The sequence below is a fragment of the Paenibacillus chartarius genome, assembly GCF_042432825.1.
In the GTDB taxonomy this organism is placed as follows: Bacteria; Bacillota; Bacilli; order Paenibacillales; family NBRC-103111; genus Gordoniibacillus; species Gordoniibacillus chartarius.
Genome location: NZ_JBHLWN010000098.1, coordinates 107902 through 127618, shown reverse-complemented (window position 1 = coordinate 127618; position 19717 = coordinate 107902). Strand labels below are relative to the sequence as shown.

The following is a 19717-nucleotide window of genomic DNA, read 5'->3' as shown; positions in this document are numbered from 1 at the left end:
TCCTGTTAGATTCCATATTGAATTCTCTTAACGGAGATGTCCAGATTTAATTCTAGCAGCATGTTGCCCTCCGGCAGGATTTGGGGCTATAGCGATAACGTCCATTCGGACCTTGCTGCGCCTTGGCAGGGCGTGTGGCAGTAGAATCAACGTCCATTTGGACCTTGTTGATCCACGGCAGGCCATGGGACAGCATTACAACGTCCATTCGGACCTTGCTGCGCCTTGGCAGGGCGTGTGGCAGTAGAATCAACGTCCATTCGGACCTTGTTGATCCCGGCAGGCGATGGTACAGCCGCAGCAACGCCGTTTGGACGATAATATGCCCCGGCGGCCACAGGCCGGCAATAACAACGTTGGTAATCGGTAATAGACAGCACTGCAGCGGATCCGTCAAAACACAGTCACAGTCACACGTCCATACAAAAAAAGGAGGGAACGGTCATAAACAGCAAAGAACGCTTTTCCGATCGCGTCGATGATTATGTAAAATACCGCCCGAGCTATCCGAAGGAAGCGCTTGATTATCTATACGACACCGTGGGCATACGTCCGGAATCCGAAGTGGCCGACATCGGCGCCGGTACGGGCATTTTTACGCAGCTGCTTTTGGAACGGGGGACCGGCGTGATTGCCGTTGAGCCGAACTCGGCCATGCGCGGGGCCGCCGGGCGGATGCTGGCAAATTACGAGAAGCTTCGCCTTGTGCCGGGCTCCGCGGAAGAGACGGGGCTGCCGGACCGATCGGTAGATGCGATCGTATCGGCGCAAGCTTTCCATTGGTTTGATCGAGCCAAGGCCCGCCCCGAGTTCCGCCGCATTCTCCGTCCGACCGGCAAGGTTGCGCTGATCTGGAACGTTCGGCTGGAGGAGGGCACACCGTTTCGGGAACAGTATGAGCAGCTGCTGCGCACGTACGGAACCGATTACGTCATCGTCAGTCAAAGAAATATGGTTCACGAGGAGCTGCGAACCTTCTTCGAAGAAAATACGATGCAGGAAGCGCGATTTGTGATGCAGCAGCAGTTCGATTTTGAAGGACTGAAGGGCCGCCTGCTCTCTTCCTCTTACGCGCCGAAGCCCGGCCATCCCAACCACGAGCCGATGATCGCCGCGCTGCAAAGCATGTTTGAAAAGCACAATGAAGACGGTCAGGTGACAATAGACTATGAAACGGCGATCTACTGGGGCCAAGTATAAAAATATCGACTAACAAGTCAACTATGCAGTGACTAGGGAACGATACAGTATCGACGGCGTCGTACCGGTGACGTGGCTGGGGCAGCCAGCGCCCAAGTGCGAACTGTTGACCGGTCATTTGGAATGAAGGGGCCGCTAATGCTATAATCACTGTCAAAATCAACCACCAAACCGGAGGCGCCTCATGCTTACCTTTGAGCAAAAACTGCAAGTGATCGAATCGTTCCCGGAACTGGAGCGCAAGAACGTGTCGCTCGGACGGGTAAATTTTCATTATGAGGGAAGCTTAACGGACAAGAAAAACGTCGTCTACCATCTTCATCCGAACGGCAACGGCTATGTTTACGTCGGGCAGCTGCCCGGGTACGATACGGATGAGAAGGGGTTCGTAAACATTCGGGACTTCGACGAAGAGCGTCTGCGGGAGGCTGTCGCCGCATCGATCCGCTTGTTGTCGGGCCATCGAGCGGCTGCGGTACAGCCGGCCGCCGTATCGGCTGCCCAAGAAGGCGATGCGCCGGAGAAAGAGCTGTGGACGGATGCGGACAACAATAAGCTGACCGTATTTTTTGATGAAGATTTGTGGTATGTATACGCGGGCGACAATCTCGATTCGGCGTTCGAGACGTATGAGGAACTGGAAGAGTACATGCAAGAGGAAGGCTTCTCCAAGCAAGGCGAATGACCCGAAGGGCTCCCAGCTGACATGTGTGCGGCAGGGGGCCTTTGTACTGTAGTAAGTTACGTCTTTGTAAGTACTTTAAACAAGCCGCTGCGGTATGGTAAGTTATACATGACTCAAAGAAGGATGGTGTTTCCATGACGATTCGAGTGTCGGCGGTTCAGTATCACCTGCATACGATAAGCAGTTTTGATGAATTTGCAGCCCAGGTGGAGCATTATGTGCGGGCGGCGGCGGAGTTCGAGGCCGATTTCGTGCTGTTCCCGGAGCTGTTCACGACGCAGCTGTTGTCGATCGGCGGCGCAGACGGCAAGGCGCTGCCCATCGAAGCGCTGCCGGGCTTCACCGCGGAATACGAAAGGCTGTTCACGCGGCTGGCGCGGGACACCGGGATGCACATCATCGGCGGTACGCATATTATCGAAGAAGACGGACGTTTGTATAACGAGGCATATTTATTTTACCCGGACGAGCGAATCGGGCGGCAGCGCAAGCTGCATATTACCCCGACCGAGGTGAAGGAGTGGCGGATGGCGGCCGGCGGCGAGCTGCAGGTGTTCGATACGGACAAGGGACGCATCGGTCTGCTCGTCTGCTACGACGTGGAGTTTCCGGAGATCGTGCGGATGGCGAAGGCGCGCGGTATCGACGTGCTGTTTTGCCCGTCCTGCACGGACGATCGCCACGGCTTCCACCGCGTCCGGTATTCGTGCCATGCGCGTACGATTGAGAATCAAATCTATGTCGTGACGACGGGGACGGTCGGCTCGCTGCCGACGGTTGATTTCATGCGCGGCAATTTCGGGCAGGCGGCCGTCCTGACGCCGAACGATGTGCCGTTCCCGCCGGGAGGCGTGCTCGCGGCAGGGGAGATCAACGACGATATGATTATTACGGCTGACCTCGATCTGGAGCTTCTGTACAAGGTGAGGGAGAAGGGCTCCGTCACGACGTGGCGCGACCGCCGCACCGATCTGTACACCGACTGGGCATAAGGGGGCGGCGCCGATGGCGAATTTCGGCGGCTATGTGAAGAAGCTGATGGCGTTCGAAGGCGACCGGCCTGTTCCGGTGACGATCCGCCGCTACACGGAGTCGGACTTCGAAGCGCTGATCGATGTGCAGCGGGAAGCGTTCCCGCCGCCGTTCCCCTCCGAGCTGTGGTGGAACCGCGAGCAGCTGTCCCATCATGTGCGGCTGTTTCCGGAAGGGGCGCTCTGCGTGGAGCTGGATGGCAGCGGCGAGATCGTCGGGTCGATGACCGGCCTGATCGTCGGCTTCGATCCGGCCCATCCGCAGCATACGTGGGAGGAAGTGACGGACAGCGGCTACATCCGCAATCACCGGCCTGACGGTGACACGCTGTACGTGGTAGACATCTGTGTGAAGCCGGCTTATCGGAAGCTGGGGTTGGGAAAATGGCTCATGTTCTCCATGTACGAAGTCGTCGTTCAGCTTGGGCTACGGCGGCTGCTCGGCGGCGGGCGGCTGCCGGGCTACGGTAAGGTGGCGGGCGAGATGACGGCGGTGCAATATGTGGAGAAGGTGCTGGCCGGCGAGCTGCGCGATCCGGTCATGACGTTCCTGCTGCGCTGCGGGCGTCTGCCGGTGGCGGTAGTACCGGGCTATTTGGAGGACGAGGAATCGCGGGGGTATGCGGCGCTGATGGAATGGCGCAACCCGTTCGCGGATAGGTTGGGAAAATAATGCGGTTAGAGGAGAGTGCAGAGGTTGGAATACATACGGATTACAAGCATTGAGGATCCCCGCTTTGCACGGATGCACCGCCTGATGGGCGAAGTGTTCCCGGCGGAGGAAGTGCTGGCGTTCGAGCTGTGGAAGGAGCCGCTGGAGGACCCGGGCATCCGCGTGTTCGTGGCGGAGCATGAAGGGGAAATTGTCGGTACGACCGAGTACCGGGTATATGAGGACTACCGCGTGGCGATGACCGACTTTACGATTATCGGCCGTCCGGGCCTCGGCATCGGGCGATTCCTCGCCGAGAATCGCATGGCGGATATCAGGTCGGTAGCGAAGGCGGCCGGAGTTCAGCTGCTCGGCATGTTTGCCGAGATTTACGACCCGTACCGCGCTTCGGAGCACAGCTTCGGCGGCATCAAGCCGATGGATCCGTTCGTGCGCCGCGAGGTGCTGTCGCATCTTGGTTACATGCGGCTCGACTTCCCTTATGTGCACCCGTCCTGGCAAGGTGACGGCGAAGCCGTCGGCGAGCTGGACCTGTGCTTTATGCCGTTCGAGAGCGGTGTGACCGAGCTGCCTGCGGAGCTGGTCGCGAAGTTCCTGCGACGCTACTACGCCGTGCTGCCTAACAAGCCGGAAGCTTGGGAGCGTATGGTGGAAGGACTGGACGCCCGAACAACTGTGCCGCTGCTGCCGCTATAAGGGTTGGACACACGTGCGACCGGCCGCTCTGAGTGCGGAAGCGGGGGTTGTCACGGAACGGGAACATTAATTGCCGGGCAGGGGGGATCCCTGCTCGGCTTGTTCTGGTTGATGGCGACAGCTAACGGATGGCCGCTGCCGGACTGGTTTTCAGCCAATAACAAGGCCCAAACGGACGTTGTTGGTGACGCCGAATGGCGAGTGCGGTCGCAACAAGGCCCGAACGGACGTTGTTGGAGGCGCCGAATGGCGAGTGCAGTCGCAGCAAGGCCCAAACGGACGTTGTTGGAGGCGCCGAATGGCGAGTGCAGTCGCAGCAAGGCCCAAATGGGCGTTGTTGGAGGCCCGAATGGCGAGTGCGGTCGCAACAAGGCCCAAACGGACGTTGTTGGAGGCGCCGAATGGCGAGTGCGGTCGCAACAAGGCCCAAATGGGCGTTGTTGGAGGCGCCGAATGGTGAGTGCAGCCGCAGCAAGGCCCAAATGGGCGTTGTTGGAGGCGCCGAATGGCGAGTGCGGTCGCAGCAAGGCCCAAATGGGCGTTGTTGGAGGCGCCGAATGGTGAGTGCAGTCGCAACAAGGCCCGAACGGACGTTGTTGGAGGCGCCGAATGGCGAGTGCGGTCGCAGTAAGGCCCAAATGGGCGTTGTTGGAGGCGCCGAATGGTGAGTGCAGTCGCAACAAGGCCCGAACGGACGTTGTTGGAGGCGCCGAATGGTGAGTGCGGTCGCAACAAGGCTCAAACGGACGTTGTTGGAGGCGCCGAATGGCGAGTGCGGTCGCAGCAAGGGCCAAACGGACGTTGTTGGAGGCGCCGAATGGCGAGTGCGGTCGCAGCAAGACCCAAATGGGCGTTGTTGGAGGCGCCGATGGTGAGCGCGGTCGCAACAAGGCCCGAATGGGCGTTGTTGGAGCGCGCCAAATGGTGAGTGTGGTCGCAGCAAGGTGGTCGCAGCAAGGCCCAAATGGGCGTTGTTGGAGGCGCCGAATGGTGAGTGCGGTCGCAGCAAGGCCCAAATGGGCGTTGTTGGAGGCGCCGAATGGCGAGTGCGGTCGCAGCAAGGCCCAAATGGGCGTTGTTGGAGGCGCCGAATAGCGAGTGTGGTCGCAGTAAGGCCCAAATGGGCGTTGTTGGAGGCGCCGATGGTGAGTGCGGTCGCAACAAGGCCCGAACGGACGGTGTTAGAGGCGCCGAATGGTGAGTGCGGTCGCAGAAAGGCCCAAACTGACGTTGTTGGAGGCGCAGAATGGCGAGTGCGGTCGCAACAAGGCCCGAATGGGCGTTGTTGGAGCGCGCCAAATGGTGAGTGTGGTCGCAGCAAGGTGGTCGCAGTAAGGCCCAAATGGGCGTTGTTGGAGGCCCGAATGGCGAGTGCGGTCGCAGCAAGGCCCAAATGGGCGTTGTTGGAATCGCCGAATGGTGAGTGCAGTCGCAACAAGGCCCAAATGGGCGTTGTTGGAGGCGCCGAATGGCGAGTGCGGTCGCAACAAGGCCCGAACGGACGTTGTTGGAGGCGCCGAATGGCGAGTGCAGTCGCAGCAAGGCCCAAATGGGCGTTGTTGGAGGCGCCGAATGGTGAGTGTAGTCGCAACAAGGCCCGAACGGACGTTGTTGGAGGCGCCGAATGGCGAGTGCAGTCGCAACAAGGCCCGAACGGACGTTGGTGGAGGCGCCGATGGTGAGTGCGGTCGCAACAAGGCCCAAATGGGCGTTGTTGGAGGCTTGAAAATCAGGGGCGAAAGAGCGCAGAATAGATTGCTTTTGGAATTTCTATCCACTAAAATATGTAGTGTAGCTGCGAAAATGCGGTCAATGGCGTTATGCCTATAAATCATACAGCATAATCGCAATAGTACCAGTGTATCGAATAGACAAGTTTCGGTTGTACAAGCCTGCGAAAGCGCATCCAACACGAATTGGAGAAGTTATTGCGATGCTTGAGACGAAGGCTATGGGGCATATTTTGGAGGAGAAGCAAGCCGGTCGCCATGGAAATATCCGGAATATGTCCGTAGAATAGGACGATATGAAAGTTTTCGGGAAATGGGCGCCATGTTGTCGGATTTTGATTTTTTTTGCACAAACACACTACATCATGTAGTCCCCGCTCGCGCCGTCACGCCTTTGAGTTCATGAAATTTTAAAAGGAGGTGAGCGGCAAGCCTTCAAAGAACGAGACATTTATCGTGAAGCTGAAGCGTTTTCACCATATGTTTCGTTAGAAATTGTTGTGGTACGAACCCGGGGGCATTCGTGACCTTCGGGCAGCAGGATTGGATCAACAACACCAACGTATTGGAGGGCAAGCGATGAAAGGGAAAAAACGGTTAGCTGTTGCAGCCGCAGTGACTTGCAGTTTGTTACTGTCTTCGTCGGTTGGGTTTGCGGCGGATTCGATCAAATCGTATATGTCGGTGAAGATTGATGGGAAGGATGCCTTGTTCGCGAGTCAAAGCGTATTGGTGGACAGCAGCCTATATGCTCCGTATGAGGCGGTGGCGAAGCAGCTTGGAGCGGAAGCCAAATGGAACAGCGGGACAAGCACGTTAACGATTCAGAAGGAGAGCGATGTATTGGAGCTTGCGGCTGACGCGAGCACGTACCGGGTGAACGGTTTGGAAAGGCCGGCCGCTACACCGCTGCAGGTCATCGACGGAGCTGTTCTTGTTCCCGTGCGCCTTGTGTTTGAAGCGTTTGACTATCAAATCGGTTACGAGGAGAAGACGAAGCTGGTCCAGCTGAATCCTGGAACCGGCTCCAAACCGGCGATCAAGGTGCACGGCATTACGCCCGGCGGATATGTGGTCGGTAACGAGCTGAAGATATCGGTGTTTGCTTTTAACCACCTCTTGAAGGATTTCAACTCCTCCAAGGATGCTAAGGCGGGAGAGGGTCATATTCACTTGTGGCTCGATGCCGATAAGCTGGATTCGGCTGCCGCGGTGAAAGTTTTTAAGAATGAAGCCGTCGTCTTTAAAGATTTGAAGCCGGGAGAGCATACCTTGACCGTCCAGCTCGTCGGAAACGACCATCAGCCGATTCAGCCGGAAGTGAAGCAGGAGATCAAGTTCAGCTCGGTTGAGATGTCCATTCTGGCGGACCTTGATCCGGAGAAGGCGACCGGACTGCGGATCGAAGGGGTCATTGCCGATGCCGGGCATCGCGTCTTCACCGTAGAGATGGACTCAAAGAAGCTGTACCGCATTATGGGAGACAGCGGGAAACAAGAGGTGTTGACGGTACTGCCTAGATCGGCGACAGGCATGGCTTTCGACGCGGCGGGCAATTTGTACATAGCGAGCGGCGGTGCGGAGGGCGTTATTTTCAAAATCAATAAAGCGGACCTCGAAGGCGGCGCGTTCGACACGTCCAAAGTGGAAACGTACGCGAGCGGGGTACAGGGCGCTAACGGGTTAACCTTCGATGCCAAAGGGAACTTGTATGTGAGCGGCGGAGCAAACGGGAATATTTATATGGTTACACCGGACGGCAAGGTCAGCACGTATCCAAGCGGCATGAAAGCGGCGCGTTCCACTCAGTTGATTACGGTGAACGGCGTTGGGGTCGGCAAAGACGGCAAGCTGTACGTGGCCAATACGAGCTCGGGCGAAGTAAACCGCTTCTCGATCAACGAAGACGGCTCCTTGGGGCCATGGGAATTGGTTGCTCAAAGCGAGCTGCTGTATGGTGCGGACGGACTTACGATCGGTCCGGATGGCGACGTGTACATTGCGGCTAACGAACGGAACGCGATTGTCCGCGTTTCGCTTGACGGACGGGTAACGGAAGTGGCCAAGAACGGTAATACCGGTCCGCTGGAGTTCCCGGCGAGCTTGTATTTTGCAGGATCGACGATGTACATCAGCAACTTCGATCTGCCTCGCGGCGACAACCTGCCCAACGAACCGGGGATCGGGGCATCCGTTGCCAAGATTGAATTCGGCGGCGAATAAAATGATGGACTAGAGTCACAAAGCAGAGTACCGGACCTCTATGTTGCGTATGCGGCCTAGGGGTCCTTTGTTTTCTCGCCGCAGGCCCGGAGATCGTCATTCCCGAAAGGGGATGAATTTCAAGAACCGCAAGGCGCTGCGCTTATAGCCCGCTTCCGGCGCCTAACGCCGTCTCCATCTCCATCGTTTATACACTTTCCGCACCAGCAGCAGGTAAAATATAGTCGGCAGCGGTGCTTGAATGAGCCCGATTATGCCCCAGAACCAGGCGTTCGCCCCGCGCTTACGGGCATCGAGGAAGAGCAGCGTGCTCTGAGTCAGCAGGATGACGGCGACCGGTACGAGAATCCATATGGACGGTTCTCCTGCCCCGGGTGTTTGCACAGCTGCCCAAGCAACGCTATTCCATCCCATGACGAGCCTCCTCTCCTCTTCCGCCGCGTCGCAGCAGCGCAAGCAGCAGCGGCGCAAGCCCGGCAGCCCCTTGCAGCGCAACAAAAGCAACCGGAGCACGGTTTATCAGCAAATAAAGTACGCCGAGCAATAGCAGCCCTGCCGACCATAGCAGCGCAAGGTCACGCAGCAGCCGGCTTCGTCGCCGCCTCCGGGCATCTCGGACTTGCGTCTCAAACCAGTCGAGCGGAGGAGTGAATGTCGGCTCGATTCGCTCCAGACTGGCCAGGCCTTCGCGCAACCGCTGTATAACCTCTTCTTCCTGAGCGAGTTTGTCATTGCCGTCAGGCGTCATGCTCATCCGAAGCCAGCTCCTTCCTTAATTGCTTGATGCCGTTATGTACACGGGATTTGACGGTGCCTGCAGGTACGTCCGTCATTTCGCCGATCTCCTCGTAGGAATAGCCATAGTAATGCTTCAACACGATTGCAGTGCGCACATCCTCCGTCAAGACGCCGAGCGCATCGAGAGCATCGCTCCACGGTTGCTGCCGAATGCCCGCCTGCCAGCGCAGCTTTCGCAGCGATAACTCCTGCTCCTGCCACAGCCGCTCGCGCTTCCGCCTGCGTTGATGGTCGATGAAGAGACGGGTTGCAATGGTGATGAGCCACGACGAAAATTTGGACTGCCCGTTGTACAGGCCGATCCGATCCATTACCCGCAGCATCGTTTCCTGTGTCAGGTCTTCGGCAAGCTGCGTATGCAGGGTGATCGACAGCAAATAGCTGCGGAGCAGCCCGTAATGTTTCTGCAGCAGCTTGGACAGCGCCAAGGCATCGCCCTGCTGCGCATCGCGTATCCAAGCTTGTTCTTCCATATCCATGACGCGATTGTCCTCTCCCGGGGCGTTTCGACAAGTAATACGACCGGCGGCGGCGGAACGTTCAGCTGGCAGATGGAAAATATCCATATAAGCTAATATTTCCATACCGCCAAAGGAGGCCGCCAAGGTAAAATGGAAGGCAGCATAATCCCAATGCCATAAGGTCAGGTGACGATTATCGACAAAGTAACATATAACGGGCTCGTGCTCAAGCGTGGATTCAGCGAACGGGAGCTGAACGATATTCGAGCTTTGCAGCAAGCATGCGAGGTGTATGACGGCATTCGGCTGAAGCTGAATTGGAGCTTGCTGCAGAAGCGGGGCGCCGAAGCGCCGGGCGATGCTTTATTTTACGAACAAGGGAAACTAATCGGATTTGCGGCACTTTACGCCTTCTATTCGCACGAAGCGGAGCTAACCGGGATGGTGCATCCGGAGAAGCGGCGGAGGGGGATATTCGGCCAATTGGCCGGAACGTTGGAGAATGCTGCGCTTGAACAGGGCTTCCGGGATTTGATCTGGTTTTGCCCGCGCGCATCGGCAGCCGGCCGGCGATTTCTTGAAGCGAAGGGGGTTCCTTACGTTTACTCGGAATACGTGATGGAGCGGGGGGAAGATGCGGGGACCGCTGCTCCGGCGGCTGTGCTGCAGTTGCGTCAAGCCGGTCATTCGGATCTCGCGCTGCTTGCCAAGCTGAACAGCAGCGGCTTCGAGATGACGATGGAAGAAGGGCTTGAGCTTGCACTCAAGTCGATGTCGGACATGGAGCGCTGTTATATAGCGGAGGTTGACGGCGAGGCGGTCGGGAAAATCAATGTCCTGTGCGAGGCGGGCCGCGCGCACTTATTTGCTTTCGTCGTCAGCGCGGAGAAACGGGGCATGGGCTACGGCCGGGCGATGCTGTCGAGTGTCATCGAATTGATGCAAACGGAGCGCGGGCTACGCCGATTCTCCCTTGAAGTTGCTGCGAGCAACGAGCGCGCTTTGGGGCTGTACCGGTCGTGCGGCTTCGAAACGGTCAGTATTATGGACTATTACAAGAGTCCGCTCAAATAGAAGCGAGCCGCGATCGTGCAGATCGGGCTCGCTTCTTTTGTGGGAAGGCGGGATTACTCGTTTGGATGAACGGCGTTATCGAGCGAAGCCGTATCCACTCCGGTGAGCAGCTGCTTGTTTTTGACCAGGCTGTGCTCGACCGCATCCTCCAGCGTATCGTTCACGAACGCCATGTCTTGATTTTCCGCGTTCATATTCGTCGTGCCGGTGTAATTGCCGCGGTGAGTGTTGTTCTCCATGCCGGGAAAGCCTCCTTGGTACGATTTAGTGTGGTAACAGCTTAACGTACTATGCGCGTAGCCGGGCCGATTTATTCATAGTGGCCGGAACCCGGGGATGATGATTGCAGGCCTGCCGCCGAACCGGCAGCGAACCCGGTCCATTCGTCCCCTCCGGCCTGCTTTCGAACCAACGGACAAACGGCCGAGCTTGAGCTCGGCCGTCTTCGATACAGCTTATTTACGACCATCATCCTTCGGCGCAACATCCACCACCAGCATATCCTTGTCCACTTTGATGTCCTGAACCTTAATCCCGTTTCGCTGCAGCGACGATGTGACCGCATTCTGGTCCTGGGCGGGAAACACGTACACCGGCTTGCCGCCCGCTTCCAGCAGGCTAATCACGACCTGCAGCAGCCGCTCCATCGTAAACGGCTTCTTCAAATACCGCTCGATTTCCTTCTCGCGATACGTGGAAGGCTGGTCCATGGCGGTGGAGACGATGATCGGAATCCGGTTGTATGCCTCGCTGGCGTAAACGTAGGACATGAACTCCCAGCCTGTCTTCGCGTCGTCCAAATAAATGTCGACGATGAACAGCAGCGGGGGGCCGCTGCCGGCGCGCTCCAGCAGCAGGATTCCTTCCTCGGCCGAGCGCAGCTGCACGGTCGGCAGATTCAGCTGGCTGAGCGCGACCTGCATCAGCTTGGCCAAATTGTCGTCATCCTCGAGGATGACGATCCGATGCTCGAGCGGCTGCGACGCGAAGAGCTCGAATTCCAGCCGGAACGTCGTGCCTTCTCTCATGTTCGATTCGAAGCTGATGCCGCCTTGATGAGCCTCCATGATCTCCTTGACGATGGCCAGGCCAAGACCGGTGCCGCCGATTTGCCGCCGGTCCGTATTGTCCACTCGATAAAATTTGGTGAACAAGCTGATCTTAGCCTCGGGAGGAATGCCAAGCCCGTAATCCTGGACCTCGATGACCGCGCGCCCCGCCGATTCCGATAGCCGGATGTCGACCCGGTCCGCGTCCGGCGAATACTTGATCGCATTGCTCACAAGGTTATGCAGCACCTGCCGCAGGCGGTCGGCGTCGGCCTTCAGCCACAGCTCCGCCGCCGAGGCGTGCAGATGAATCCGGTGCCCGCTCTTGCCCTGCCACTGCTCGATGACCTCGCGCACGACCGCTGTCGCTTCCACCGGCGTGATGTGGTACACCTGCTTGCCGGACTCCATTCGCTGCAAATCGAGAAAATCGTTAATCAGAGTTGACAGCCGCGTCGCTTCGCGATAGATGGTCTCCATATATTTCTTCTGTTTGTCGGAAGGCAAGTCGCGGTTCAGCAAGATCTCCACGAACCCCAGTACGCTGGCCAGCGGCGTGCGCAGCTCGTGCGAAACGATGCTGACGAACTCGTTCTTCATCTCGTCGATCCGCTCTTCCTCCGTACGGTCGCGGAACACGATCAGGTAGCCGTTATCGGCGGCCCCGACGTTGTCGCCGACCGGTACGGCGTACATCTCGATATGCTGCTCTTGCGGTTCGCCCGGACGCAAGGTGAAACGCTCCGTCAGCGAACGCTGTCCGCCGCCCAGCAGCGCCTGCGCCGCCTCGCGGACCGGACCGTACCCCGGAATCGTTTGCTCCAGCTCCATACAGCAGGCGACCAGCGAATGCCCCTCGAGCGCCTCTCTCGAAAAATAATGCCGCATCTGCTGATTCGCAAACTGAATGCGTCCGTCAGCGCCGCAAAGCATCATGCCGTCATGTGCCGCCGTCAGGATGCGCCCGATCAAGTCGCGGTGCTCCTCGATCATTTGCTTCTCGGCCAGCAGCTGATCGTTTAACAGCGCCAAACGGGCCGCCTGCTTGCGTCGTTCTTCATTCACGAGCTGGGCGTAGAAGGCAAGGCCGAACTGCTTCGTGAGCCCGCGCGTCAGCATCAATTTGCTCTCGGGGGTGTCGTGCATGTTGTAGAAGGTCAACAGCAGCGCACCGTACACTTCGCCCTTGTCGTCGAGAAGCGGATAATACTGGTCGATAGCGGACGAGATGCCCTCGTGCAAGCCGCTTTCCCCTTTGGAGACGCTGCGCTGATGGGTGATCGGCTTCTTCTCGTCGAACGCGCGCTTGGCCGGTCCGAACAGCTCTTCGACGATCCGGGCCGTATGCGAGGAAGGATAGCCGCTCGAATAGACGACCTCGAACGAATCCGCCGCCTCGGAGCGCCGGACGATGACCAGCGCGGCGTCCGCATGCAGCGAATCGAGCAGAGAAGGGACCGAAACGTTCAGAAAATCCTGCAATCGGAGCTGTCCCGTCAATTTTTCCTGATACGTAGCGATCGTCTCCAGCTCCAGCTCCCGCTGCGACAGCTTGACGAGAGTGCGTTCCTGTTCCTCCTGCTGGACGCTGATCTCCTCGTTCTGCGCCTCCAGGCTCTCGGCCATAATCCGGTACGTTTCCTCGCTCTTGCGCAGAGCGTCTTCGGCACGGTTCGTGCGCACCGTCAAGATCGTCGAGAGCACGGCGATGATGAAGGCGAAGAGGCTGCCCAGCACCGTGATGTAGCGAGACCATTTTCCGGCCCGCATGGAAGCTTGGTAGGCATCGTTCGTGATTACGCCGATTTGGCCCAGGACACGATTGTGCATGGCCCGAAATTGATCCATATTCTGCTTGCCGTTAGCGGCCCGGGAGCGGGCCTCTTCCAGCTGTCCGGCTTGGACCAGACTGATTTGGCTGTCGTGATAAGCTTGAATGCGCTGGATTTGCGGCAAAATTTCCGCCTCAATCAGCGCATGGACCTCCGGAAATTTCGTATCGAATCGGTGAATGACGCTCAAATCTTGTTCGAGCTGCGCCCGGCCTACATGGAACGGCTCCAGAAATTTCGAATCGGCGCTGATCAGATAGCCGCGTATGCCCGTTTCCTGATTGACCAGGTCAGTCAGCAGTCGGTTCGCCGCATCGGAGTACGGAATGGCCTCGGATACGATGGCGGCGCTCTGTTTGTTCATGCTGAGCGACGCGAGGAAGCTGGAGGCGCTGATCATCACGAGCAGGACAATAATGGCGGTAACATATAGCAGGGACGCACGGGACCGAGACATCGGCATGGGAGCTCACCTTTTCAGGAAAGTAGGATCGAATGATGCGGTAATGATTCTATCGACATTTTGCTTCGTAAACTGAACAGTCCGATGAATCTAAGATGATTATACCAGACTCATCATGAACCGGGGGTCATCTTTGAAAAATGAGCATTGCAAATCGTGGAAGAGTCCATTACAATTCGTAACATATAATAACACTTATGTAACATTAAATATTAGGTTATATGACATGAATGGGGGCGTCATGATGGCATTGCAGAACATAAAGCTCCCCGCTTTATCTGAGGTTGTCCCCTATTACCAGCCGATCGTTTCCTTGCAAACACTTCGCGTATACGGCTATGAGGCATTGGGGCGGTGGCTTGCGGACGGCGAACGCGTACAAAGCCTTGGGCCGTTCTTTGCCAATCCTCATGTCAGGGATAACGAGCATATTCAGATCGACCGGCATCTGCGGCAGCTGGCCATGTCACATTTGGTTGCAGCGGGCGGGGAAGAACGGCTGTTTCTAAATTTGAAGCCGTCCTGGATTTACCGTACCTTCCGGGAACGGGGCCGGCTGGAGACGCTGGACATCATCGACCGCGCCGGCATCGATCCGCAGCGGATCGTTATCGAGATCACGGAGGAGGAGTTCACCTCGCCGCTGCAGGAGCTGACCGAGATTGTAGAGCTGTACAGGGAGCGCGGCTGTGCCATTGCGATCGACGACATCGGCAGCGGATCGAGCAATTTCGATCGGATTGCGCTGCTGCGCCCGCAGATCATGAAGGTAGATCTCACTATCATGAAGAAGAGCGGCACCCATGCCGGCTATCGCTCGCTGCTGCAGTCCTTCTCCATTCTGGCCGAGCGGGTCGGGGCGTCGCTGCTGATTGAGGGCATTGAGACGCAGGACGATTTGCGCGGAGCGCTGCAGGCCGGGGCTAGGTATTTGCAAGGGTATCTGTTCGCCCGCGCCGAGCCGGAGCTGCAGCCGGCCGGCGCATATGCCGGCTTGCTGCGGGAGGAAATCAAGCGCTTCGCGAACCGGGCGATCCGGCAGCAGGAGCGGCTGCAGGCGCTGCAGGAGCAGCTTCATGCAGCGCTGCATCAGGCGGGGGCGGATGGGGGAGACGCACCCGAGCGCGGATTCGACGCAGCGGATGAGGCTTTGGCGGAGCTGCTCGCAGAGCTGCCGCCGATCACGCAGCGCGTCTATTTGTGCAGAGAAGACGGTTATCAAGTATCCTCCAACTTCAGCCGCCGCAATGGGGGATGGGTGCGGGAGGAGCGATACCGGGGCTCGAACTGGAGCTGGCGTCCCTATTTCATCAGCAATATCGTGATGCTGAAGCGCCAGCGGCAGGGAACACTGTCGCAGGTATACACGGACCTTGACACGTCGCTGCCGATCCAGACGTTCTCTTGTCCGTACGGGGACAAGTTTTATTTGTTCGTGGATGTCGGGCTGGAAGCGGAAGGGTGAACCGCAGTGCGGTTAGCTCTTTTAACGTGCGATTTCAGCGGATGCGGATTGAGCTATGAATCAGACTCGAGGCGGTAGCCTCGGTCATGACGGGATTCATATTTATGTATCGCCCGGCGGCGAATCGGCAGTCCTTGGCCTTTGGGTCCGGAGCTGCCGATGTTTCTAAATTCGAGACCGAATTAAAATAGCTTCAGCGGCTTGCCCGACTTCATATAGATTTGATGAATCAGATCGGTAGCTTTGGCTGCCTCTTCACCGCTGATGGCGGGAGGCCGTTCTTGCTCGATGGCAGCAAGGAAATCTTCCGCCAGTTTTACAAACAATACGTCGTTATGAGCGCTGGCCGGGTCGAAATCGGGCTTCTCGACGCCCGGAACCTCGAACGTGAGAAAACCTTTGTAATCGGCGCTTACGCTGCCTAAAGTACCGGATATTTCGATCCGTTCCTGCTCCATGCCAACGCTGGCGGTGGAAGCTTGGATCATTCCGACCGCTCCGTTGCGGTAGCGAATGACGGCGTAGCCATGGTCCTCGGTTTCGATATCGTGATATACCTGGAAAAGCTTGGCGTCCAGCACCTCCTGCGCGCCTCCGCACAACCACTGGACCATATCGATCAGATGGCTGCCCTGCTGCATGAAAGGACCGCCTCCGTCCTGTTCGTAAGTCCCGTGCCATGAATCGTAGTAAGCCTTCGCCCGGAAGTGCTTCATCGTTACGTCAGCCACGGTAATTCGTCCGAGCTTGCCGGACTCCATGAGCTCCTTCAGCCACTCGATGTGGGGAATGAATCTGCGCATATAAGAAACGCCTAAACGGACGTTATGCTCGCTGCAGCGCCGGATCATTTCTTGCTGCTTAGCCGGATCGATGTGGAGCGGTTTCTCGCACAGGCAGTGCAGGCCAAGCTCTGCGGCGGCGAGTACATGGCCGTAGTGCGCCGCATTCGGCGTGCATATAATGACGGCCGTCGCTTCGGCTTCGGCCGCAACCTTGGCAAGATCGGTGCCGTAGAAACGGAGCCGATGCGTTTCCGCGAACAGCTTGACCTTCTCTTCGGTTCGTCCGACGACGCCGACGATTTCCGCCCGCTCCAGCTTCGCGAATGCAGACATATACGATCGGCTGATATTGCCATGGCCAATAATGATGAAACGATGTTTCCTCATGATGATTGCCCGTCCCTCTTTCCATTGGAGGTATTATCAACCATTATATATGAAACAAGCCCCCTCATGCCCCATAAAAATTGAACGGCTGCAGAAAAACTCGACGCCCCGCCAACACAAAGGGCAAGCCCGACGCGAAGAGCGTCAAGCTTGCCCCGAATCCTACCACTCCACCCACTCGCGGCGCAGGGTGAACAGCTCCCGCAGCTCTTCGGTGGACAGCTCCGTAATCCAGTTCTCGCCGCCGCCGACGATTTGCTGGCTGAGCCCGGCTTTGCGTTCGATCAGCTCGTCGATGCGCTCCTCCAGCGTGCCCAGCGTGACGAACTTGTGCACCTGCACATGGCGCGTTTGGCCGATGCGGAAGGCACGGTCGGTCGCTTGATTTTCCACGGCGGGGTTCCACCAGCGGTCGAAGTGAAACACATGGTTCGCCGCGGTCAAATTCAATCCCGTACCGCCCGCCTTTAAGGACAGCAGGAAGATCGCCCCGGTTTCCTCGACAGGCGCCTTGTCGTCCTGGAAGCCGGCGATCATTTGATCGCGGACTGCCTTCGGCGTACCGCCGTGCAGGAACAGCACCTTCTCGCCGAGCTCCTGTTCCAGGATGCGCTGCAGCAGATGGCCGGTTTCGACGAACTGGGTGAAGACGAGGCACTTGTCGCCCTCCTGACGCAGCTCCTGCACCATCTCGAGCAGGCGCTCCACCTTGTTCGAACGGCCCTGCCACGGCGCGCCGGGAGGCTCCTTCAACAGCAGCGAAGGGTGATTGCACAGCTGCTTCAGACGCGTCAGCGCCGACAAAATCAACCCGCGCCGCTGCATGACCGGCAGCTTATCCAGCCGCTCGAACATGTCGCGGATAAAGTTCTCGTACAGGGAGCCCTGCTCCGCCGTCAGCGAGACGAACGTCTTCGACTCGTTCTTCTCAGGCAGGTCCAGCTGAATCGCCGGATCCTTCTTCAGGCGCCGCAGCAGGAACGGCCGGATGAGTCTTTGCACCTGCCCCATGAGCTCGGGGTCGCGCGTCTTCTCAATCGCCGTCACGTAGCGGTGCGTAAACTCCCGAACCGAGCCTAAATAGCCCGGATTAATAAAATCGAAAATCGACCACAGCTCCGTGAGCCGGTTCTCAATCGGCGTTCCCGTCAGCGCGATGCGGTGAAAGCCTTTCAGCCGCCGGATGGCCGACGCCTGCTTCGTATAGGCATTCTTGATGTTCTGCGCCTCGTCGAGACAGATGGAGCTCCACTCCACGGAACCGAGCTCCGTTTCGTCCAGATGGGACAGCGTATACGACGTCAGCACGAGATCCGCCTCTCCCGCGGCTATGGCGAACGCCTCGCCTTTAAGCCGCTGCGGCCCGTAATGCAGGTGCACGCGAAGCGTCGGGGCGAAGCGCTTCAGCTCCATCTGCCAGTTGCCGAGCACCGAGGTCGGGCAAATCAGCAGCGATGGCGCAGGCTCTATGTCCGGAGACATCGCTTGCTGCCTTTTGACATGCAGCAAATAGGTGATCCACTGGATCGTCTTGCCGAGCCCCATATCGTCGGCCAGGCAGCCGCCGAGGCCGAACCGGCGCAGGAACAGCAGCCAAGAAATGCCCTCGATTTGATAGTGGCGCAGCGAGCCCTGGAACGAAGGAGGCGGCTCCATCAGCGGTATCGAGGACAAGGACGTCAGCTGGTCGACCATGTGGCGCAGGTGATCGTTAAGCTCGACCTCCAGTTTGAGCATACGCGACAAGTCTTCATCCAGCATGTCGTCGTCCGGCAGTCCTTCGACGGCTTCCTGTCCCCCGGAAAAATGCAATGCGAGCACTTCCCGCAGCGACATGCCGTTCTTCTTGCTCACCTGCTTGAGAGCCTGCTCCAGCTGGGCCAGCGTCTCCGCGTCAAGCTGGATCCATTGGCCGCGAATGCGCACGAGCTGCTTCTTCTCGGTCAGCAGCTTGCGGAATTCGTCCTCGGTCAGCTCCATATCGCCAATCGCGAGCTTCCAGTCAAACTGCATAATCTGCTGCAGGCCGAACATGGCGTCATTGGTGCTGCCCACGGAGGTGCGCAGCTTGGCGCGAAGGCGCGGACGCTGCTTGCGGATGCGTTCCCACCACGCCGGCAGGAATACGGTACAGCCAGCCTCGGCCAGCCGTACGCTGCCTTCGGCGAGGAAGCGCCAGGCCTCGTCGAGCGTAAGCTCCTCCTTCAGCTCGGGCTCCTCCGGCTCCGGTAGGACGCCGCCCTCGCGCGTTACCTCGTCGGAGGCGTCAAGCAGCAGCCGGAAATCGCCGCTCCGCACAGCCGCGAGCCCGGTATCGTCTTCGGCCAGCCACGGAACGAGCCGCAGCCACTTCGATACGTCGCGCTGCACCCGGCCGATCTCGTCAAGCCAGGCTTCCGGCAAAGGCGCTTCGCCCGGCACCGGCGTGCCATAGCGGTCTGCGACGACGCGCAGCACATCCTTGCGTTCGCGGTCCTGCAGCACAAGCTGCAGCCGCCACAAGCCGTCGTCCTCTGGCTCAATAAGCTGCAGGCAGGTGCGGAACGGCGCCGGATCGTGCTGCCAGCCGATCGCGACGAGCCAGTCGTCTTCGTCGAGCCACAGGTCGGCTTCGCCGCGCTGCACCATCGGGATCGCCGCCTCGAGCCGGCGCAGGCTCGCCTTCTGCGTGCCGTCCTCGTCGACCCAGGACGGAATCAGGCTGTCGAGCCAGCCCTGCACCTCCGGGGTCACGAGCGGCCGAAGCTCCTCCTCCAGCTGGAGCTTCCAGCCGATCTCGCCGGCGCGCCACTTCGCGTAGTCGGGCATGAACCGCCCTTCCGCGAGCGCCCGCCGTACCGGCTGGGCCAGCTGCCGCAGCGCCGCCGCCTCGCGGCTCCAGGCGATGCCGGCGTGCTGGGCGGGCGTCGGCTCGGCAAAGTAGTCCAGCGCCTCCGTCGCCGGCAGCTCGATTCCTTCGCGGGAGCGCCATTCGCCCGTCTCCACGAACGTGCCGTAGAATGACGGCACATGCCAGGCGAACAGCAGCTGCTTAAGCTCCATCGCGTCCCAAACGCCGCCCGTGCTCCGCGCGCCCCACAGAAATATAGAGCCGCCCGGCTTCCATTCGACATTCACGGTCAGCACAGCGGTATCGATCATGCAGGTACAGCTCCTTCGCATTCA

Annotated in this window: 15 protein-coding genes; 8 read left to right on the top strand and 7 right to left on the bottom strand. The window is 58.5% G+C overall.

From position 1 onward, the window contains the following. Nucleotides 1-444 precede the first annotated feature (444 nt). From ACFFK0_RS24560 to ACFFK0_RS24535, 6 genes are all read left to right on the top strand, one after another. Nucleotides 445-1200: a class I SAM-dependent methyltransferase gene (locus tag ACFFK0_RS24560; protein ID WP_377473023.1), complete on the top strand. Its 756-nt coding sequence runs from the start codon at nucleotides 445-447 to the stop codon at nucleotides 1198-1200. Between the two features lie 184 nt (nucleotides 1201-1384). After that, complete coding sequence (locus ACFFK0_RS24555; RefSeq protein ID WP_377473019.1) at nucleotides 1385-1885, top strand: hypothetical protein; 501 nt, start codon at nucleotides 1385-1387, stop codon at nucleotides 1883-1885. Between the two features lie 134 nt (nucleotides 1886-2019). After that, nucleotides 2020-2877 (top strand): carbon-nitrogen hydrolase family protein, encoded by an 858-nt coding sequence (locus tag ACFFK0_RS24550; RefSeq protein WP_377473018.1) that lies wholly within the window; start codon nucleotides 2020-2022, stop codon nucleotides 2875-2877. 13 nt (nucleotides 2878-2890) lie between these two features. Next, nucleotides 2891-3589, top strand: a complete 699-nt coding sequence (locus ACFFK0_RS24545; RefSeq protein WP_377473017.1) for a GNAT family N-acetyltransferase — start codon at nucleotides 2891-2893, stop codon at nucleotides 3587-3589. 24 nt (nucleotides 3590-3613) lie between these two features. Continuing rightward, nucleotides 3614-4285: a GNAT family N-acetyltransferase gene (locus ACFFK0_RS24540; RefSeq protein WP_377473016.1), complete on the top strand. Its 672-nt coding sequence runs from the start codon at nucleotides 3614-3616 to the stop codon at nucleotides 4283-4285. 2309 nt (nucleotides 4286-6594) lie between these two features. Continuing rightward, a complete protein-coding gene (locus tag ACFFK0_RS24535) occupies nucleotides 6595-8238 on the top strand; it encodes a stalk domain-containing protein (protein WP_377473015.1) in 1644 nt (547 codons plus the stop codon). A gap of 162 nt (nucleotides 8239-8400) precedes the next feature. On the opposite strand, the gene ACFFK0_RS24530 is transcribed toward ACFFK0_RS24535, so the two are convergent. Genes ACFFK0_RS24530 through sigY form a run of 3 tightly spaced genes read right to left on the bottom strand, consistent with a single transcriptional unit; the run spans nucleotide 8401 to nucleotide 9515 of the window. After that, nucleotides 8401-8652 (bottom strand): sigma-Y antisigma factor component, encoded by a 252-nt coding sequence (locus ACFFK0_RS24530; RefSeq protein WP_377473014.1) that lies wholly within the window; start codon nucleotides 8650-8652, stop codon nucleotides 8401-8403. Next, nucleotides 8639-8992, bottom strand: coding sequence for a DUF5345 family protein (locus ACFFK0_RS24525; protein WP_377473013.1), 354 nt, complete (start codon nucleotides 8990-8992; stop codon nucleotides 8639-8641). Before ACFFK0_RS24525 ends, ACFFK0_RS24530 begins: the two co-directional genes overlap by 14 nt. Beyond that, entirely contained in the window at nucleotides 8976-9515 is a 540-nt protein-coding gene (sigY, locus tag ACFFK0_RS24520; protein ID WP_377473012.1) for an RNA polymerase sigma factor SigY, read from the bottom strand. Before sigY ends, ACFFK0_RS24525 begins: the two co-directional genes overlap by 17 nt. Before the next feature lie 168 nt (nucleotides 9516-9683). Here sigY and ACFFK0_RS24515 point away from each other — a divergent pair, with 168 nt between their 5' ends. Beyond that, complete coding sequence (locus ACFFK0_RS24515) at nucleotides 9684-10571, top strand: GNAT family N-acetyltransferase (protein WP_377473011.1); 888 nt, start codon at nucleotides 9684-9686, stop codon at nucleotides 10569-10571. Between the two features lie 53 nt (nucleotides 10572-10624). Here ACFFK0_RS24515 and ACFFK0_RS24510 read toward each other — a convergent pair whose 3' ends face one another. Both ACFFK0_RS24510 and ACFFK0_RS24505 read right to left on the bottom strand, forming a co-directional pair. Continuing rightward, the gene (locus tag ACFFK0_RS24510) at nucleotides 10625-10810 is read right to left on the bottom strand and encodes a hypothetical protein (protein ID WP_377473010.1); all 186 of its coding nucleotides are present in this window, start codon (nucleotides 10808-10810) and stop codon (nucleotides 10625-10627) included. A gap of 216 nt (nucleotides 10811-11026) precedes the next feature. After that, nucleotides 11027-13909 carry an ATP-binding protein gene (locus tag ACFFK0_RS24505; RefSeq protein ID WP_377473009.1) on the bottom strand — a complete coding sequence of 961 codons (2883 nt, stop codon included), beginning with the start codon at nucleotides 13907-13909 and terminating at the stop codon, nucleotides 11027-11029. A gap of 247 nt (nucleotides 13910-14156) precedes the next feature. On the opposite strand from ACFFK0_RS24505, the gene ACFFK0_RS24500 reads away from it, so the two are divergent. Then, nucleotides 14157-15380 (top strand): EAL domain-containing protein, encoded by a 1224-nt coding sequence (locus ACFFK0_RS24500; protein WP_377473007.1) that lies wholly within the window; start codon nucleotides 14157-14159, stop codon nucleotides 15378-15380. Nucleotides 15381-15562: 182 nt separating this feature from the next. On the opposite strand, the gene ACFFK0_RS24495 is transcribed toward ACFFK0_RS24500, so the two are convergent. Further along, nucleotides 15563-16552 (bottom strand): Gfo/Idh/MocA family protein, encoded by a 990-nt coding sequence (locus ACFFK0_RS24495; protein WP_377473006.1) that lies wholly within the window; start codon nucleotides 16550-16552, stop codon nucleotides 15563-15565. A 162-nt stretch (nucleotides 16553-16714) separates the two neighbouring features. Next, a complete protein-coding gene (locus ACFFK0_RS24490; protein WP_377473005.1) occupies nucleotides 16715-19693 on the bottom strand; it encodes a DEAD/DEAH box helicase in 2979 nt (992 codons plus the stop codon). Between the last annotated feature and the right edge of the window lie 24 nt (nucleotides 19694-19717).

What these genes read in the sequence shown, in the direction of transcription:
- ACFFK0_RS24555 (WP_377473019.1), top strand. Translation starts at nt 1,385, where the DNA reads ATGCTTACCTTTGAGCAAAAACTGCAAGTGATCGAATCGTTCCCGGAA.
- ACFFK0_RS24550 (WP_377473018.1), top strand. Translation starts at nt 2,020, where the DNA reads ATGACGATTCGAGTGTCGGCGGTTCAGTATCACCTGCATACGATAAGC.
- ACFFK0_RS24545 (WP_377473017.1), top strand. Translation starts at nt 2,891, where the DNA reads ATGGCGAATTTCGGCGGCTATGTGAAGAAGCTGATGGCGTTCGAAGGC.
- ACFFK0_RS24535 (WP_377473015.1), top strand. Translation starts at nt 6,595, where the DNA reads ATGAAAGGGAAAAAACGGTTAGCTGTTGCAGCCGCAGTGACTTGCAGT.
- ACFFK0_RS24530 (WP_377473014.1), bottom strand. Translation starts at nt 8,652, where the DNA reads ATGGGATGGAATAGCGTTGCTTGGGCAGCTGTGCAAACACCCGGGGCA.
- ACFFK0_RS24525 (WP_377473013.1), bottom strand. Translation starts at nt 8,992, where the DNA reads ATGAGCATGACGCCTGACGGCAATGACAAACTCGCTCAGGAAGAAGAG.
- sigY (WP_377473012.1), bottom strand. Translation starts at nt 9,515, where the DNA reads ATGGATATGGAAGAACAAGCTTGGATACGCGATGCGCAGCAGGGCGAT.
- ACFFK0_RS24510 (WP_377473010.1), bottom strand. Translation starts at nt 10,810, where the DNA reads ATGGAGAACAACACTCACCGCGGCAATTACACCGGCACGACGAATATG.
- ACFFK0_RS24505 (WP_377473009.1), bottom strand. Translation starts at nt 13,909, where the DNA reads ATGTCTCGGTCCCGTGCGTCCCTGCTATATGTTACCGCCATTATTGTC.
- ACFFK0_RS24500 (WP_377473007.1), top strand. Translation starts at nt 14,157, where the DNA reads ATGATGGCATTGCAGAACATAAAGCTCCCCGCTTTATCTGAGGTTGTC.
- ACFFK0_RS24495 (WP_377473006.1), bottom strand. Translation starts at nt 16,552, where the DNA reads ATGAGGAAACATCGTTTCATCATTATTGGCCATGGCAATATCAGCCGA.
- ACFFK0_RS24490 (WP_377473005.1), bottom strand. Translation starts at nt 19,693, where the DNA reads ATGATCGATACCGCTGTGCTGACCGTGAATGTCGAATGGAAGCCGGGC.